Origin of the sequence: Lacrimispora sphenoides JCM 1415 (assembly GCF_900105615.1) — a bacterium.
Lineage (GTDB): Bacteria > Bacillota > Clostridia > Lachnospirales > Lachnospiraceae > Lacrimispora > Lacrimispora sphenoides.
The window spans coordinates 1,599,331-1,613,762 of sequence record NZ_LT630003.1 but is presented as its reverse complement, the minus strand read 5'-3'; the positions used below and the strand labels follow the sequence as shown (position 1 = coordinate 1,613,762).

The 14,432-nt window shown below is 46.1% G+C and carries 15 protein-coding genes; 1 reads left to right on the top strand and 14 read right to left on the bottom strand.

Features of this window, described 5'->3' with window-relative positions; genetic code table 11:
* Positions 1–80 precede the first annotated feature (80 nt).
* From hisD to BMX69_RS07130, 12 genes are all read right to left on the bottom strand, one after another.
* Entirely contained in the window at positions 81–1,388 is a 1,308-nt protein-coding gene (hisD, locus tag BMX69_RS07185; RefSeq protein WP_100041973.1) for a histidinol dehydrogenase, read from the bottom strand.
* Positions 1,385–2,035 (bottom strand): ATP phosphoribosyltransferase, encoded by a 651-nt coding sequence (gene hisG, locus BMX69_RS07180; protein WP_025233021.1) that lies wholly within the window; start codon positions 2,033–2,035, stop codon positions 1,385–1,387. Before hisG ends, hisD begins: the two co-directional genes overlap by 4 nt.
* 12 nt (positions 2,036–2,047) lie before the next feature.
* Positions 2,048–3,310: an ATP phosphoribosyltransferase regulatory subunit gene (gene hisZ, locus BMX69_RS07175; protein WP_100041972.1), complete on the bottom strand. Its 1,263-nt coding sequence runs from the start codon at positions 3,308–3,310 to the stop codon at positions 2,048–2,050.
* A 157-nt stretch (positions 3,311–3,467) separates the two neighbouring features.
* Complete coding sequence (locus tag BMX69_RS07170; protein ID WP_054791243.1) at positions 3,468–4,001, bottom strand: Holliday junction resolvase RecU; 534 nt, start codon at positions 3,999–4,001, stop codon at positions 3,468–3,470.
* A 9-nt stretch (positions 4,002–4,010) separates the two neighbouring features.
* Positions 4,011–4,973 carry an RluA family pseudouridine synthase gene (locus BMX69_RS07165; protein ID WP_100041971.1) on the bottom strand — a complete coding sequence of 321 codons (963 nt, stop codon included), beginning with the start codon at positions 4,971–4,973 and terminating at the stop codon, positions 4,011–4,013.
* Between the two features lie 100 nt (positions 4,974–5,073).
* A complete protein-coding gene (locus BMX69_RS07160; protein WP_100041970.1) occupies positions 5,074–5,643 on the bottom strand; it encodes an O-linked GlcNAc transferase-like protein in 570 nt (189 codons plus the stop codon).
* Positions 5,644–5,671: 28 nt separating this feature from the next.
* Positions 5,672–6,442 (bottom strand): SDR family NAD(P)-dependent oxidoreductase, encoded by a 771-nt coding sequence (locus BMX69_RS07155; RefSeq protein ID WP_100041969.1) that lies wholly within the window; start codon positions 6,440–6,442, stop codon positions 5,672–5,674.
* A gap of 106 nt (positions 6,443–6,548) precedes the next feature.
* Positions 6,549–8,489, bottom strand: coding sequence for a YgiQ family radical SAM protein (locus BMX69_RS07150; RefSeq protein WP_100041968.1), 1,941 nt, complete (start codon positions 8,487–8,489; stop codon positions 6,549–6,551).
* Complete coding sequence (locus tag BMX69_RS07145) at positions 8,486–9,151, bottom strand: HAD family hydrolase (RefSeq protein WP_054791244.1); 666 nt, start codon at positions 9,149–9,151, stop codon at positions 8,486–8,488. Before BMX69_RS07145 ends, BMX69_RS07150 begins: the two co-directional genes overlap by 4 nt.
* 127 nt (positions 9,152–9,278) lie before the next feature.
* Complete coding sequence (locus tag BMX69_RS07140) at positions 9,279–10,010, bottom strand: pseudouridine synthase (protein ID WP_100041967.1); 732 nt, start codon at positions 10,008–10,010, stop codon at positions 9,279–9,281.
* The gene (locus BMX69_RS07135; RefSeq protein ID WP_100041966.1) at positions 10,010–11,374 is read right to left on the bottom strand and encodes an RsmB/NOP family class I SAM-dependent RNA methyltransferase; all 1,365 of its coding nucleotides are present in this window, start codon (positions 11,372–11,374) and stop codon (positions 10,010–10,012) included. Before BMX69_RS07135 ends, BMX69_RS07140 begins: the two co-directional genes overlap by 1 nt.
* A 175-nt stretch (positions 11,375–11,549) precedes the next feature.
* Positions 11,550–12,359 carry a M23 family metallopeptidase gene (locus BMX69_RS07130; RefSeq protein ID WP_100043789.1) on the bottom strand — a complete coding sequence of 270 codons (810 nt, stop codon included), beginning with the start codon at positions 12,357–12,359 and terminating at the stop codon, positions 11,550–11,552.
* A 51-nt stretch (positions 12,360–12,410) separates the two neighbouring features.
* Here BMX69_RS07130 and BMX69_RS07125 point away from each other — a divergent pair, with 51 nt between their 5' ends.
* Complete coding sequence (locus BMX69_RS07125; RefSeq protein WP_054791246.1) at positions 12,411–13,337, top strand: hypothetical protein; 927 nt, start codon at positions 12,411–12,413, stop codon at positions 13,335–13,337.
* Here the strand turns inward: BMX69_RS07125 and BMX69_RS07120 are convergent.
* Together BMX69_RS07120 and coaD are read right to left on the bottom strand one after the other, a co-directional pair.
* On the bottom strand, positions 13,294–13,875 hold the full coding sequence (locus BMX69_RS07120) for a vacuolar family H+-ATPase subunit H (RefSeq protein WP_025233009.1): 582 nt from the start codon (positions 13,873–13,875) through the stop codon (positions 13,294–13,296). The genes BMX69_RS07125 and BMX69_RS07120 overlap by 44 nt on opposite strands.
* A 20-nt stretch (positions 13,876–13,895) precedes the next feature.
* The gene (gene coaD / locus BMX69_RS07115; RefSeq protein ID WP_025233008.1) at positions 13,896–14,384 is read right to left on the bottom strand and encodes a pantetheine-phosphate adenylyltransferase; all 489 of its coding nucleotides are present in this window, start codon (positions 14,382–14,384) and stop codon (positions 13,896–13,898) included.
* Positions 14,385–14,432 lie beyond the last annotated feature (48 nt).

Genomic DNA, 14,432 nt, shown 5'->3' with positions numbered 1-14,432 from the left:
TGGAACAGGCTGGAAGAAAAATTTCTTACGTGCAAGCACGACGAACTTTTTCTTCCGTCCTGTTCCGCACTGCTCATTGCTTACATGGACATTGCTATCGTGGAAAGGCGTACTTTCACAGAATTGGCGTGGGCGGTTAAATGCTCTGCCTCGGCAAATGCTTCGATATCTTCATGGATCTCTTCCAACGCTTCCTTTGAGTAATAAATAATGCTTGATTTCTTTATAAAATCATCCACACTTAAAGCTGAGAAAAATTTCGCCGTGCCATTGGTAGGAAGCACGTGGTTTGGTCCGGCAAAATAGTCTCCAAGAGGCTCAGAACTGTACTCTCCAATAAAGATTGCACCTGCATTATGAATCCTGGTCATGTCCTCAAAAGGATTTTTGGTGATGATCTCCAAATGCTCCGGAGCGATCTCATTGACAGCATGGATGGCTTCCTTCATAGTATCTGCCACAAGAATATAGCCGTAATTATCCAGGGACTTTTCAATAATCTCTCTGCGGGACAGTTCCCGGGTAAAAGTCTCTATTTCCTCTGATACCTTCTCAGCTAACTCCATACTGGTAGTTACTAAAATAGCAGAAGCCAACTCATCATGTTCTGCCTGGGACAATAAATCTGCCGCCACAAAGCGGGGATTGGCGCTCTCATCTGCAAGCACCAGAATCTCACTTGGACCGGCAATGCTGTCAATGCTTACATGCCCGTAAACTGCCTTTTTTGCCAATGCCACAAATATATTCCCGGGCCCTACGATCTTGTTGACCTTAGGGATGGTTTCCGTACCAAAGGCAAGGGCCGCTACCGCCTGTGCTCCGCCCACCTTATAAACTTCGGTAACACCAGCCAGATGAGCTGCCGTTAAGGTGACAGGATTGACCTTTCCATCCTTTCCTGGCGGAGTCACCATGGCAATGCGGCTCACGCCTGCCACTTCTGCCGGAATGATATTCATCAGGACCGAAGATGGATAAGCCGCCTTTCCGCCTGGAACATAAACACCCACGCTTTCTAAAGGTGTGATCTTCTGGCCCAGAATGGTACCGTCCGGCTTACTGTCAAACCAGCTGTACTGCCTTTGCTTTTCGTGAAACTGACGGATATTTTTCATGGATTTTTTAAGGATCTCTATAAGTTCCGGGTCCACTTCCTTCATAGCTTCCTCAATTTCCTGTTCGGTCACCTTTAAGTTTCCGGCCTTTATTTCCGCCTGATCAAATTCCTTTGTATAGGCAAATACTGCCTGATCTCCATCCCGTTTCACCGTTTCCACGATTTCCTGGACCGTGTCAGCATATGCGCCGTAATTGTTAGGATCTCTTTTTAACAGATCAGCAAGAATATTTCGTCTGGAAGTTTCGTTAAGCTTTACAATTCTCATCGGTTTTCCTCCTGCAGCAAGGTACGCAGATCATGGATCAGCTTTGTGATCCTGTCATTTTCCCGTTTCATACTTACCTGATTGACCACCATACGGGCGGATAAGGGGCAGATTTCTTCCAATACCGCAAGTCCGTTTTCCTTAAGAGTGGCACCTGTTTCCACAATATCCACTATGACCTCGGAAAGCCCTACAATAGGCGCCAGCTCAATGGAGCCGTTAAGCTTTATGATTTCAACGGTCTGATGTTTTTTATTGTAAAAATAGTCCTTGGCAATCGCCGGATATTTGGTGGCTACACGAATCCTTTCGTGATGCTTTAAAAGCTCCCCTGCCGATGGAGGACCGCAGACGCACATTCTGCAATTTCCAATCCCCAGGTTCATGACCTCATAAAGCTTTCTTCCTTCTTCTAAAATGGTATCCTTCCCCACTATGCCAAGGTCAGCCGCCCCATACTCTACGTAGGTAGGCACATCGCTGGCCTTTGCAAGAAAGAACCGAATGCCCAGCTCCTCGTTGGTGAAAATCAGCTTCCGGGAATCCTTATCCTTCATCTCTTCACAGGTGATCCCGATTTTTTCAAACATTTCAAGTGACTGTTTTGCTAGCCGCCCCTTTGCCAGGGCAAAAGTCAGATATCTCATACGTACCCCCGATTATTTTAAATATTCCGACAGAGGGATCTCATCTGTACGGTCCAGAATAAGGTTCATGACCTTTACGGAAAACCCGCTTTGGTCCAGATACAGCAGATTATTTAAATCCCGGCGCCTTGCGTATGCCTGATAGTCCTCAAGGGATCGGGCCGTATCCTTACGCTGAAGCTGGACCGCCATACCGGATTCCCGGAAATGGCTGGAAAGCCGGATTGCATGTTCCCTGGCTTCTTTTTCATATAGGATCATGGTGTTCACCAGATCAACCTTCATCTCGATCTTCTGCCTGGAAAGAGCCAGTAAAAGCTCATCCACCGAGATTCCGAATCCCACGGCAGGAGCATTTTTACCAAACTGTTCCAAAAGCTTATCATATCTTCCGCCGTTGACCACGTAATCTCCAGTCCCGTACGTATAAGCCTTAAAAATGATACCGGTGTAATACTGATACTGACTCAGCATGCCAAGGTCATAGGAAACGTAATCAGAAAGCCCATAACATGCAAGAATCCGGCTTACCTCTTCCAAGCGTTCAATCGCCTTTAGCGCCCTTGGATTGGAAGTCAATTCCTTTGCTGCCTGGATCTGTTCAAGGGAACCAAACAGTTCCGGGAGCTTTAAAAACACCTGTTTTAACTCCGCATTAATGGGCTGGGCCATTACCAGTTCTTCTACGCCAAAATAATTCTTATTTTCAATAAGCTGTCTTAAGGCCTCCTCCGTTTCCTCATCCATGCCGGCTTCTTCCATCAGACCTTTAAAAAAGTCCACTTCGCCTAATTCCACCTGGAATTCCGTTAATCCTGCTGCCTTTAAGGCCCTGATCACCATCGCAAGAATTTCTGCATCCGCATCCGCGGAATCGTCTCCGATAAACTCCACTCCGGTCTGACTGGCTTCCTTAAGCCGGCCCTGATAGCTGGAATTATTGATAAAGGTTCTCTCTATATAGCAAAGACGGATGGGCATATCCTCATCCAGAAAATATTTGGCCGCACATCTGGCTATGGCAGGCGTTTCATCCGGACGCAGCACCAAGGTGTGGTTATCCCTGTCAAAAAACTTAAACATCTCCTTTGCCTTGACACTTCCCCTGGACTCATTGAAAATATCAAAAAATTCGAAGGTGGGAGTTTCAATGTCCTGATATCCGCACAGATGAAAAACTTTTAACATCTTCTCCTGTACAGCAGCCTTTCTCGTACACTCTACTCCATAGATATCCCGGACTCCATCCGGCGTATGTAACAGTTTATTTGCCATAATAACCTCCGTCTTCTGCTTCGATCTTCCATGATAAGCCGCCATAATCTGTAGCTAAGAAAATTATTTTCACAGTTTATCATTTTATATCACTTTCTTGTAGTAAAGTGATAATTTGATAACGTATAGTCGATTATAGGGGAAAAAGTGGTTCTTGTCAATCTCTTCTATCCAAATCTTTCTGAATCAGTTCCAGGTAGTGAACGAAAATATCCCGCAACCGACCTATCCGCCAGGTTTTATCCACCTCTTCATAGGTAAAGCTTTTCCGCCCGCCCTCTTCCATCCGTGTCCAGAACCGTTTCAGCTGGTCAAATGGAAGATAATAAATCTCATCCTTCTGGGTATAGGATAAAATGATAAAAGCAATGCCTCCCTGGCTCTCAAACTCTTCCATGAAAGCGACTTGATGAGGGTGGATATTTTGTAGGGGAAATGTGCCAGCCGAGCATTCCTTGGCATCAAAGCATACCGGAATCCCCTGTACAGCCCCGATATAATCCACTGTACTTTTCTGGTCGAAATACGCCAGGGTGATGTGGCGGCTTTCCTTATCAATGGAAATAGGGGTGATCGGCGTGGGTATTTTCTGGATCAAAGCCAGTCCTTTTTCCCGGTAGCATTCATTGCTTCGGTTAATCAGATCTTCAAGTGCAGAGCCTCTTAACCCTCTTGTATTCCAGGTTCCCATCTCTGCCTCCTATCTCCAGTCCCTGCATATTTTGGAAAAGGTCTTTGGTAAAGGCGCATAAAAAGTGCGGCCGGATAAATAGGCAAGGGGATCCGGCAGCTCCGGAAATGTCACCTGATAAGAGTGTAGGAGCTGGGACTGAATGTGATAAAGCTTTTTTGCTTCCTCATTCACCCTGCTGTCCCCATATTTATAGTCTCCTACGATTGGATGTCCAATGGAGGATAAATGAGCACGGATCTGATGGGTACGTCCTGTGATCAGAGTGACCCTAAGGAGAGTGTATCCTTCATGCCACTTTACCGGCTCATATTCCGTCACAATCGGAGCGCTCCCGGGAACCTCCTGTTTATGGACCGTCACCTGATTGGTTGCTTCCGACTTGGTCAAATATCCTGTGATCACCTGTTTATCTGAAATCTGCCCCTTTACCACGCACTGATAATACTTGTGGATGCTCCTCTCCTTAAAGGAGGCTGACATGAGCTGAAGTCCTGGAAGGGACTTACCACACACTACCAGGCCGCTGGTGTTCCGGTCCAGACGGTTGCACACGGAAGGCCGGAAGCTCCTTAACTGTTCTGTGGATAACTGGCCGCCTGAAACCAGATAATCGATCATGTATTCCACCAGGGATTCATCCGACTCCTTAGCTTTCTGGGAGAGCATGCCAGCAGGCTTATTTACCAAAAGGATGTGCTCATCCTCATATATAATGTTTAACGATACTTTTTTTACTTCCTGAAGCTTTAACTGGGAAAACTTTTCAATGGTTTCATCGGAAAGAAAAAGTTTGACCTCGTCTCCTTCCGCAAGCTTTTCCGAGCCTTCACACTTCCTGCCGTTTAAAGTGATGTTTTTCTTTCTCATCATCTTATAAAGAAAGCTCTTTTCTGCAAGATTCAAATATTTGGATAGCAGCTTATCAAGGCGCTGCCCTGCTTCATTTTTCGATACAATCAAAGACTGCATGTTTTATCCTTTCCATATTACTACTCATGTATTTGGGACAGGGCCCACCCCGCTTTATCGGGTGTAAAGGGATACCCGAAGGGTATTTCTGTCCTGCCGGTTACATGGATAAGCTTTTTAACAACGTAACTCCACGCTCCACGCTGCCGTCATCCTTGTACTCTGCTTCCGGTCTCAAGCTGGAAAGGTGTTTGAAAAATTCCTCTTCATCCAGAATGAGCCTTATATCCAGCTTTACCTGATGGCTGAGGAACATATCCTTAAAAAAGTATTCTGCTTTTCCTGTGTCCAGCTTTTTGGCTGTACAGTAAGCATAGATGCCGGTTGGATGAACCGCAGCCACATCCACCGGCATGACCGCATCCCTTGAGGTGATGATCAGATCATAAAGCAATCTGCTTTTTCCTTCATGGGAACATGCTTTTTTATAAAGTTCCTCGTTCAGCGTTTTGTACTTCCAGGAGGCCAAAAGGGGGGATGCCCAATTGGCCACCGGAAGAACGGATAGAATGGCTGTAACCGTCAGGATATTTTTAAAGGATGAGCTGTCTGCCATTGTCCGGGCCAATAGCTGTATGAGAATCAGGGCCGCCCCGGCAAGGACCTTCCCTAATTCTGTTCTTCTATGATAATTACGGTAACCGTACTGTCCCTTCCTGTATCGTTTCACTTTTGTATTCCTCTTCCTTTGCCTTCCTTTAAGTAGTCTTCATAAGCCCCCTCATAAGACGAAAGATCACGGTATGAGGGATTGTCTTGCACATAAGCCGGAAGGACTTCATGGTGGTTCCATACACGGAAACCGGACGCCCCATCATGCTGTCCCGCAAAGCAATTCGCACCACTTTCTTAGGATCAGCCATGACGATCCGCTTATAAAGAGGGATCTTTCCTGTGGTTTCCGCAATATCAAAAAATTCGGTTTTCACTGGTCCCGGGCAAACCGCCGTCACATAAATTCCCTTTTGCTTCAGTTCTTCATTCAGAGCCCTGCTGTAACTTAACACAAAGGATTTAGTAGCCGCATAAATGGCAAATCCGGGTTGGGGCAGAAAGGAAGCAGCAGAGGAAAACTGTATGATGCGGCTGTTCTTCGACATATATGGAAGGACCATATGGGTCACGGCACAAAGGGCTTCGCAGTTTAATTCCACCATGCCCATCTCATCCCCTATATTTATGCTCCCCACGGCACCGATTTTTCCATAACCTGCCGCGTTGATCAACCACTTTACCTCCGGCTTTTCTTTCGCCAGAATATCCTCTAAGCTCATCAGTTTACTCTTATCCGTTAAGTCAATGGCAAAGGTCCGGACCTTAACCGGAACATTAGGGGACAGCTCTTCCAGCCGGTCTTCCCTTCTGGCTATGGCCCATATTTCTCCAATCCCATTAAAACGGTCAGCAATCTGCATGATAAATTCTCTTCCCATGCCGGAAGACGCACCTGTTACAATGGCAATCTTCATAATCGTTCCCTTCTTTTCTATTATTTTTGCCTACATATTTGGAGCAGAGTCCACCCCGCTTTTCCGGATGTGAATATACCCGAAGGGTATTTCTTTCAATTCAGGATTATTTTTTACCTGCTTTTTTATGGACGTTCCTAATGGTCTTTTTCTTTTGCTCCCGGCGATCTTTTGTCTCTGAAGCAGCCCCTCTTTTCCCGCTGTTAGGATTCTTCCCTGTTTTGTTATCTGAGAAACCGCCTGGAGCACCTGCCCTTGGACGGATTAAGCATTTTTTGTCATACCCGATCAAATCGGTGCGGCCTGCCAGTCTTAATGCCTCGGAAACCAATTCATAATTTTTCGGATTCCGATACTGGATGAGCGCTCTTTGCATGGCCTTTTCATGGGGATTGACCGGTACATATACCTTTTCCATGGTACGGGGATCATATCCCGTGTAATACATACAGGTGGATATGGTGGAAGGGGTAGGGTAAAAGTCCTGTACCTGTTCCGGCATATATCCCAAATCCCGTAAATATTCTGCAAGCTCCACAGCTTCCGAAAGTCCGGAGCCTGGATGGGAAGACATTAAATAGGGAACCAGATACTGTTTCATTCCAAGCCGCCCGTTCATGTCCTTATATTCCTTTACAAACTGGCGATATACCTGATTCCGGGGCTTTCCCATTTTTGAAAGCACCTTATCCGACACATGCTCCGGTGCAACCTTTAGCTGTCCGCTGACATGGTACTGACAAAGCTCCTTTAAAAACTTTTTACCGGGATCAGCCAGCACATAATCAAACCGGATGCCGGAACGAATGAATACCTTTTTCATCTTTGGCAGGCTTCTAAGCTTTCTCAGTAACTCAATATAATCCGTATGGTCCGCTTTCAGATTTTTACAAGGTTCTGGAAACAGGCACTGCCGGTTGGAGCAAGCCCCTTTCGTCATCTGTTTTTCACAGGCCGGGTACCTGAAATCCGCCGTAGGACCTCCTACGTCATGGATATATCCCTTAAAGTCCGGTTCCTCAGTTAAAAGCTTTGCTTCATCTAAAAGGGAGTTATGGCTTCTGGCTTGTATAATCCTGCCCTGATGAAAGGTAAGAGCACAAAAGCTGCAAGCGCCAAAGCAGCCACGGTTGCTGATCAGGCTGAATTTAATTTCACGGATGGCTGGAACTCCTCCAAGCTCCTCATAGGAAGGATGGTAATTTCTCATATAAGGAAGGGCATATACCTCATCCATCTCCTCCATGGATAGAGGCTTGGCGGGAGGATTCTGAACGACAAACAGATTGTCCTTATATGGCTCCACCAGACGCTTTCCGGTAAATGGGTCCGTATTATTATATTGAATGTAATAGCTTTTTGCATATTCTTGTTTTTCAGCCTTCAATTTATCAAAAGAAGGAAGGATCTGGGCATCATATACGGATTCCAGGCTGTCCGTCTTATAGACAGTGCCATCGATAAAAGTGATATCCTTGATGTCGATCCCGCTGTTCAATGCGTCTGCAATTTCCACAATGGACGTTTCTCCCATCCCATAGGAAATTAAGTCCGCCTGGGAATCAATCAGAATGGAATGCTTTAACCGGTCCGACCAGTAATCGTAATGAGCCAGACGCCTTAAGCTGGCTTCAATGCCGCCGATGATGACAGGCGCTTTCTTATATACGGACCGGATCAGATTACAGTAGACCGTAACCGCATAGTCAGGACGCTTTCCCATAACGCCCCCTGGCGTATATGCATCCTGCTGTCTGCGTTTCTTTGAAACAGAATAGTGATTTACCATAGAATCCATGTTGCCGCCTGAAACCAGGAATCCCAGGCGTGGTTCTCCTAAAACCTGAATGCTTGCCCGATCCTTCCAGTCCGGCTGGGATATAATCCCTACTTTATAGCCATGGGCCTCTAAAAGGCGGCTGATGATGGCATGGCCAAAGGACGGATGGTCCACATAGGCATCTCCGGTGACATAGATAAAGTCACATTGCTTCCAACCTCTGATATTCATATCAGCCCGGCTCATGGGAAGATAATCGTGCATCATGATATTTCGACCTTTCTTTTCAGTATCTGGTGATAATCGTATATAAAATAATCAGCCAGCTGCCGTTTTTCTTCTTCCATCTCTCTGGAAAATTCATCATCAATGGCGCAGACCGTCATACCTGCCCGCTTTCCTGCCAGAATTCCGGCAGGAACATCCTCAAAGACCAGGCATTGAGCGGGAGATACGGAAAGCTCCTCTGCCACCTTTAAATAAATATCCGGCGCAGGCTTTCCATAAGTCACCTCGCAGGAAGTAGCCACTACCTGAAAATATTGCCCGATATTTAAGGAATCAATCACCGCATCCACCATCTGTCTGCCATTACTGGTGGCAATTCCGGTCTTTAATCCTCTTTCAGTAATGTATTTAAGAAAATCTCCTGCTCCCGGCTTTAGCCAAACCTCGTTCCTGTATTTTTCAATGGACATATCCGTCCAGACAGCCTTGATTTCCTCAAGAGATTCTTTCAGCCTGAACCGCTCTTTAAAATAAAAAGCAGTTTCCGAAAAGCTCATCCCTTCAATCTCCTTTTGTAAATCTTCCGGACATGCAAGCCCTCTGCTGCCAAGAAATTCTATATCAATGGATTTCCACATCCACATGGAATCAACCAGTGTTCCATCCAGATCAAAAATCACTGCTTTCTTTTCCTCTAACATCTTCTGCTTTTGTCTTCCTTTCCTTGTTATTGCCCACGTAGTCTGGGCATAAAGGTATACCCGAAGGGTGCTTCCTTGTTATTGCCCATGTAATCTGGGCATAAAGGTATACCCGAAGGGTGTTTCCTTATTTACCATGACTTTTTAGTTTCAGGATTTCATCCTCTGAAAGCGGGCGGTATTCACCCGGTTTTAACGCCTCATCTAAGATCAGGCTTCCCATAGACATCCTCTTTAAGTATATCACACGGCACCCAAGAGTTTCAAACATTCGTTTGACCTGATGAAATTTTCCTTCCCGGATGGTCAGGCAGATTTCAGAAGGAACTTCATCCTTACCCCGCTTTCGTACTTCCAGCCGGGCTGGCATTGTGGGAGTTCCATCAGAAAGCACAAGCCCTTCCTCCATACGTTCCTCTGCGTCATGCGGAAGCACCCCTTCAACCCGGGCAAAATAAACCTTATCCACATGCTTTTTGGGAGACAGAAGGCGATGAGCCAAGTCTCCGTCATTGGTGATGAGAAGAAGCCCCTCCGTATCAATATCCAGCCGTCCCACCGGAAAAAGATCATCCCGTTTCCGCTCCTCAATGAGACTGATCACGGTTTCATAACGGGAATCTTCTGTGGCAGATACCACTCCCTGAGGCTTGTTTAGCATGTAATATTCATATCGGACATAGGACACCGGGCGTCCATCCACGGATACCTGTTGCTGTTCCGGATCGATTTTGCGCTCCGCCCTTTTCTCCGGTATGCCGTCTACCAGAATCCTGCCTTTTCTGGCCATTTCCTTGATCTGGCTTCTCGTTCCTTCTCCCATCTCTGTTAAATATTTATCAAGTCTCAGTTCCTTCATTATTGCCACCGCCATCCCGGATAGTATTTGTTTTTCAGTGTCGCTCCGCTCCCCTTGGCAAAGCCAAGAGGGAAGCCTTCCACACAGATCAGGCACCAGCCTTTGATAGGATCCTCTCCGTCTTTCAAGGAAATGGTTTCTCCCTTTAAATAGCGGATTACCCTATCATCCTGCTTTTCCCAGGAGAAAACTTGTTTGAACTCTTCCGGCTTTAAGGCCATAGCAAAGGCCTGTCCCGGCTCAAAACGGTCCTTTTTCATCTCTCCCAGCAAAAGTCCGGTCCTTAAGTAGCGCAGGCCTTTTGTATTCTCCTGAAAATGTTCCGGCAAATAGTAAACCGCATCATTCTTTATCCGGATCCGGGAACTCTCCAGGGGCTTTGAGACCATGGAAAGGAAATTAGAAAGTTCAGCAGGAAGGGGGGACTGTTTGTTTCCGGTCTTCCCATAATCCTTATATCCAGCCGGGCTTCCTTTCTTTTTTAACAGCGCCATAAAATGGCCCTCTCCCTTGATCTTATGGGGAAAAAGGCGGAGGCAGCCGGGGAGGCCGATCCCACCGCTGGCTCCTTCAAAAAGAGGAAGCCTGATAAGCTCCATCTCCTCATGGCACTCCAGAGTCCGTCTGATGATGTCTTCATTCTCACAGGCCGAAAACGTGCAGGTAGAATATAAAAGATATCCGCCAGGTGCAAGCATGTCTGCCGCCTGATCCATAATTTCCCTTTGGATCGCAGCATAATACTCAGGCCCGTGTTCCTCATAGCTTTTCACCATATCCGCATCCTTGCGGAACATCCCTTCTCCGGAACAGGGAGCATCAACCAGAATTTTATCAAAAAATTCACCGAAGGTTTCCTTTAATTTTTTTGGTTCCTCGCTGGTGACACAAATATTCTCAATCCCCCACAATTCTAAGTTCTTAAGCAAAGCCTTTGCCCTGGAATTGCTGATGTCATTGGACACCAAAAGGCCTTTGCCTTTCAGCTTTGCCCCCAGCTCCGTGCTTTTCCCTCCTGGCGCTGCACAAAGATCAAGGACCTTGTCTCCCGGAACCACGGGAAGCAGGCTTGCCGGCGTCATAGCGCTGGGTTCCTGGAGATAATAAAGCCCGGCGTAGTAATAAGGATCTTTTGCCGGACGTTCTTCCCCCTCATAGTAAAAACCGTTATGGATCCAGGGAACGGGCTTTAGCTTAAGAGTTGTCATGTTTGTAAATTTTTCCGGGGTTATCTTAAGGGTATTGATACGCAGCCCATAGAGCCGCTCCTCATCAAAGCTTTTTAAATACGCTTCATACTCTTCTTCCCCTAATAAATCTTTCATTCTGTTTAAAAATTCTTCTGAAATCTTCCGTTCTTTCACGTTGTCGCTCCCATCTTGCGTCAAAGAAGTTCGATTCGCCTTAAGCTCATCGAACGGCTAATTTACCAAAGTAAGGCGCTAATTCTGCCTTCATTAAATAAACTATGCCTATGTAAGCAATCTTAATATAGCTTATCGAAATTTGCAAGGCAAGTTTCGATAAAAGGCCGGTATGCTAATACGAATATTTCAACCGGTATTTCTCCAGATATTTTAAGACCCAATAGGGATTTACGCTCATCTCCTCATTATGATCGGTCCGCAAATAAATTCCCAAATGCAAATGGACTGGAAAGTTGCCGGTAGTACCCTCTACCTGGCTGTAACCGGTGTCCCCCATAAATCCCAAAAGTTCTCCCGCTGTTACCTCGTCCCCTTCCTTCCACTGCTTGCTGTAGCCGTAAAGGTGGGCATAATAAAGATACGCTCCCTTAGGAGTCCGTATCCCGATCCGCCAGCCGCCCTTTTCCAGCCACCCCACTTTTTCCACCACTCCGTCGCTCATACTGACCACCGGAAAATGCCCTCTTGGCTGATCATTGCTCATGATGTCGCAGCCTTCATGCCTTCGTTCTCCTCCGTAGGTCCTGGTGTCCATCCAGCCGTTTTGATAGCTAATATCCGGAGAACCGGGCTGAACGGATAAAGGGATCGGAAAAAACTTTAAATCATATAAAATAGTTTCATAAGCCTGACGGAGCTTTCTATACTCCGCCGGCTTTACCTTTAAAAGGCGGTCCGTATGGGTATCACGGTCTGTGACCCCAGTCAGATCATATTGATGCTCCACCATTAAGGAAGTCAAAGTATCATAATCAAGAGAATCCCATTCTGCCACCATTTTTCCAAGCTTTAAGCTTCTGAAGTCATCGCTTTCCCAGGTATAAGCGTCGAGCTGGTAAAAGGTAGGATTATTATACAGGTAATCGATCATGGTTACCTGGAAAACAGAAAGGATCAGGATGAAAAGAAGAATCACCATCATATCAGTCATGCCATTTCATATAATTGTATAAAACAATCTATTCAGGTGTACATGAAAAAATCCTTCTTCCGTCTCCTTTCCGTTGCTGCCTTAATTCTATTGCTCCGTTTTCCGTCCACAGCCTTTGAAGGGGCAAGAAACGGACTTGTTTTATGGGGTTCAGTCGTGATACCCACCCTTTTGCCCTTTATGATCTGCTCCAATGTCATTGTTGCCTTAAATGCAATCCGCATCCTTATTTTCCCCGTCAGAAGGATCCTGCATCGGTTCTTTTGCCTTTCGGATGCCGGAAGCTATACCCTTGTTTCCGGACTTCTCTGCGGTTATCCCATGGGAGCCAGAACCTGCAGTGATTTCATGGATAATGGACGTATCTCGGAAAAAGAAGGTAGATACCTTTTAGCCATCTGCAATCATCCCAGCCCCATGTTTTTATTAGGCTATGCTGCCGGAGGGCTTCCACCAGCCGTACCGGTCTGGCTCCTTCTTGTCTGCGTTTACCTGCCCATAATTCCTCTTTCCATTGCAGCCCGGAGCTGTTATGGCATAAACGGACCTGCCCTGTCCCTTCCGGTCACCAGAGAATCTTCCAAATCCTTTGATGACAGCCTAATGGATTCCTGCGAAGTCATGGTAAAAATCGGGGGATATATCATGCTTTTTTCCATCCTGGCCCTCTACATAGCTACGATTCCCATAGACCTCCCCCAGCATAAGGCCCTTATCCTGGGATTTGTTGAAATGACCACAGGAATCAAGGCTGTTTCCCAGGCCTTTTCAGGAATCTCTACTGGCTTATGGATCGGAACCGTAACCGCATTCGGAGGGTTATCCGGCATCTTTCAGACAAAGAGTGTTATAAAAAATGCCGGATTATCCATCCGGCACTATGTAGCTTGGAAAGTACTTCACAGCTTCCTTACCATCATACTTTTTATTCTGTTGTCCCGTTTTCTTCCGTTCCTTCCACGGGCATGACAGCTCCTGTCAGCTCCTGGCGGTTAGAGGAAACGATATCATAGCTTGACTGCATGGAAGTCATAAAGGCATCAAAGCGGCCCTGAGCTCCTTCCATGGAATGACTGATAATAGTCTGAAGGCTCTTTAACATGTCATCCGTATACTGGACAGAGCTTTGCCTGATTCCGTTGGCGTCAGAAACCGCCTGTTCCACGATCTGCTGGGCTTGGCTGTTGGCCTGTTCAATAATATCATTGGCCTGGGTATATGCTTTCTGCATAATCTCATGCTCATTAACCAGCTCATTTGTCTGAGCATTGGCCTGGGCCAAAATAGAATCCGCCTGCTGGCGGGCTTCACTCATAATGGCGTCACGATTGCTGATGATCTTCTGGTACTGCTTGATTTCATCCGGGATGCGCAGACGAAGTTCTACCAGAAGCTCTTCAAGTTCATCCCTGTTTACCACAATCTTACTGTTGGAGAGCGGCTGGTATTTGCAGCTGTCAATATATTCTTCAATTTCACCGATTAACTGTTCAATTCTGCTCATCATAATACGAACACTCCTTACTCTTATTTCATTCTATCTTCCATCTTCTTCATTACACGCTCCGCAACGCATGCAGGTACAAACGTGTTTATCTCTCCACCATAGGCGGCGATCTCCTTCACAATGCTGGAACTCAAGTAAGAATATTTTAAATTCGTCGTCAAAAACACAGTATCAATTTCTGGGGCCATGACCCGGTTTGTCTGTGCGATCTGCAATTCATATTCAAAATCCGTTACAGCCCGAAGCCCGCGAATCACTGCATCCGCCTGTTTGGCTCGTACAAAATCTACCAAAAGTCCTCCAAACGATTCCACCTCCACGTTGGGAAGGTGTTTCGTAAGGCTCTTTAACATATTAACACGTTCTTCTACAGAAAACAACGGAGTTTTTGAATTATTATTTAAAACTCCTATGATCAGATGATCCGACATCCTGGCAGAACGTTCTATAATATCCAGATGACCAAACGTCACCGGATCAAAGCTTCCCGGATACACTGCTTTTCTCATATGGTCTCTTCCTCTTCCTTATTGTTGCCCATGTATTTTGAGCAATTT

Coding starts and splice junctions, on each gene's coding strand:
- hisG (WP_025233021.1), bottom strand. CDS start 2,035: ATGAGATATCTGACTTTTGCCCTGGCAAAGGGGCGGCTAGCAAAACAG.
- coaD (WP_025233008.1), bottom strand. CDS start 14,384: ATGAGAAAAGCAGTGTATCCGGGAAGCTTTGATCCGGTGACGTTTGGT.
- BMX69_RS07150 (WP_100041968.1), bottom strand. CDS start 8,489: ATGATGCACGATTATCTTCCCATGAGCCGGGCTGATATGAATATCAGA.
- BMX69_RS07165 (WP_100041971.1), bottom strand. CDS start 4,973: ATGCAGTCTTTGATTGTATCGAAAAATGAAGCAGGGCAGCGCCTTGAT.
- hisZ (WP_100041972.1), bottom strand. CDS start 3,310: ATGGCAAATAAACTGTTACATACGCCGGATGGAGTCCGGGATATCTAT.
- BMX69_RS07170 (WP_054791243.1), bottom strand. CDS start 4,001: ATGGGAACCTGGAATACAAGAGGGTTAAGAGGCTCTGCACTTGAAGAT.
- BMX69_RS07125 (WP_054791246.1), top strand. CDS start 12,411: ATGAAAAAATCCTTCTTCCGTCTCCTTTCCGTTGCTGCCTTAATTCTA.
- BMX69_RS07120 (WP_025233009.1), bottom strand. CDS start 13,875: ATGATGAGCAGAATTGAACAGTTAATCGGTGAAATTGAAGAATATATT.
- hisD (WP_100041973.1), bottom strand. CDS start 1,388: ATGAGAATTGTAAAGCTTAACGAAACTTCCAGACGAAATATTCTTGCT.
- BMX69_RS07140 (WP_100041967.1), bottom strand. CDS start 10,010: ATGAAGGAACTGAGACTTGATAAATATTTAACAGAGATGGGAGAAGGA.
- BMX69_RS07155 (WP_100041969.1), bottom strand. CDS start 6,442: ATGAAGATTGCCATTGTAACAGGTGCGTCTTCCGGCATGGGAAGAGAA.
- BMX69_RS07130 (WP_100043789.1), bottom strand. CDS start 12,359: ATGATGGTGATTCTTCTTTTCATCCTGATCCTTTCTGTTTTCCAGGTA.
- BMX69_RS07145 (WP_054791244.1), bottom strand. CDS start 9,151: ATGTTAGAGGAAAAGAAAGCAGTGATTTTTGATCTGGATGGAACACTG.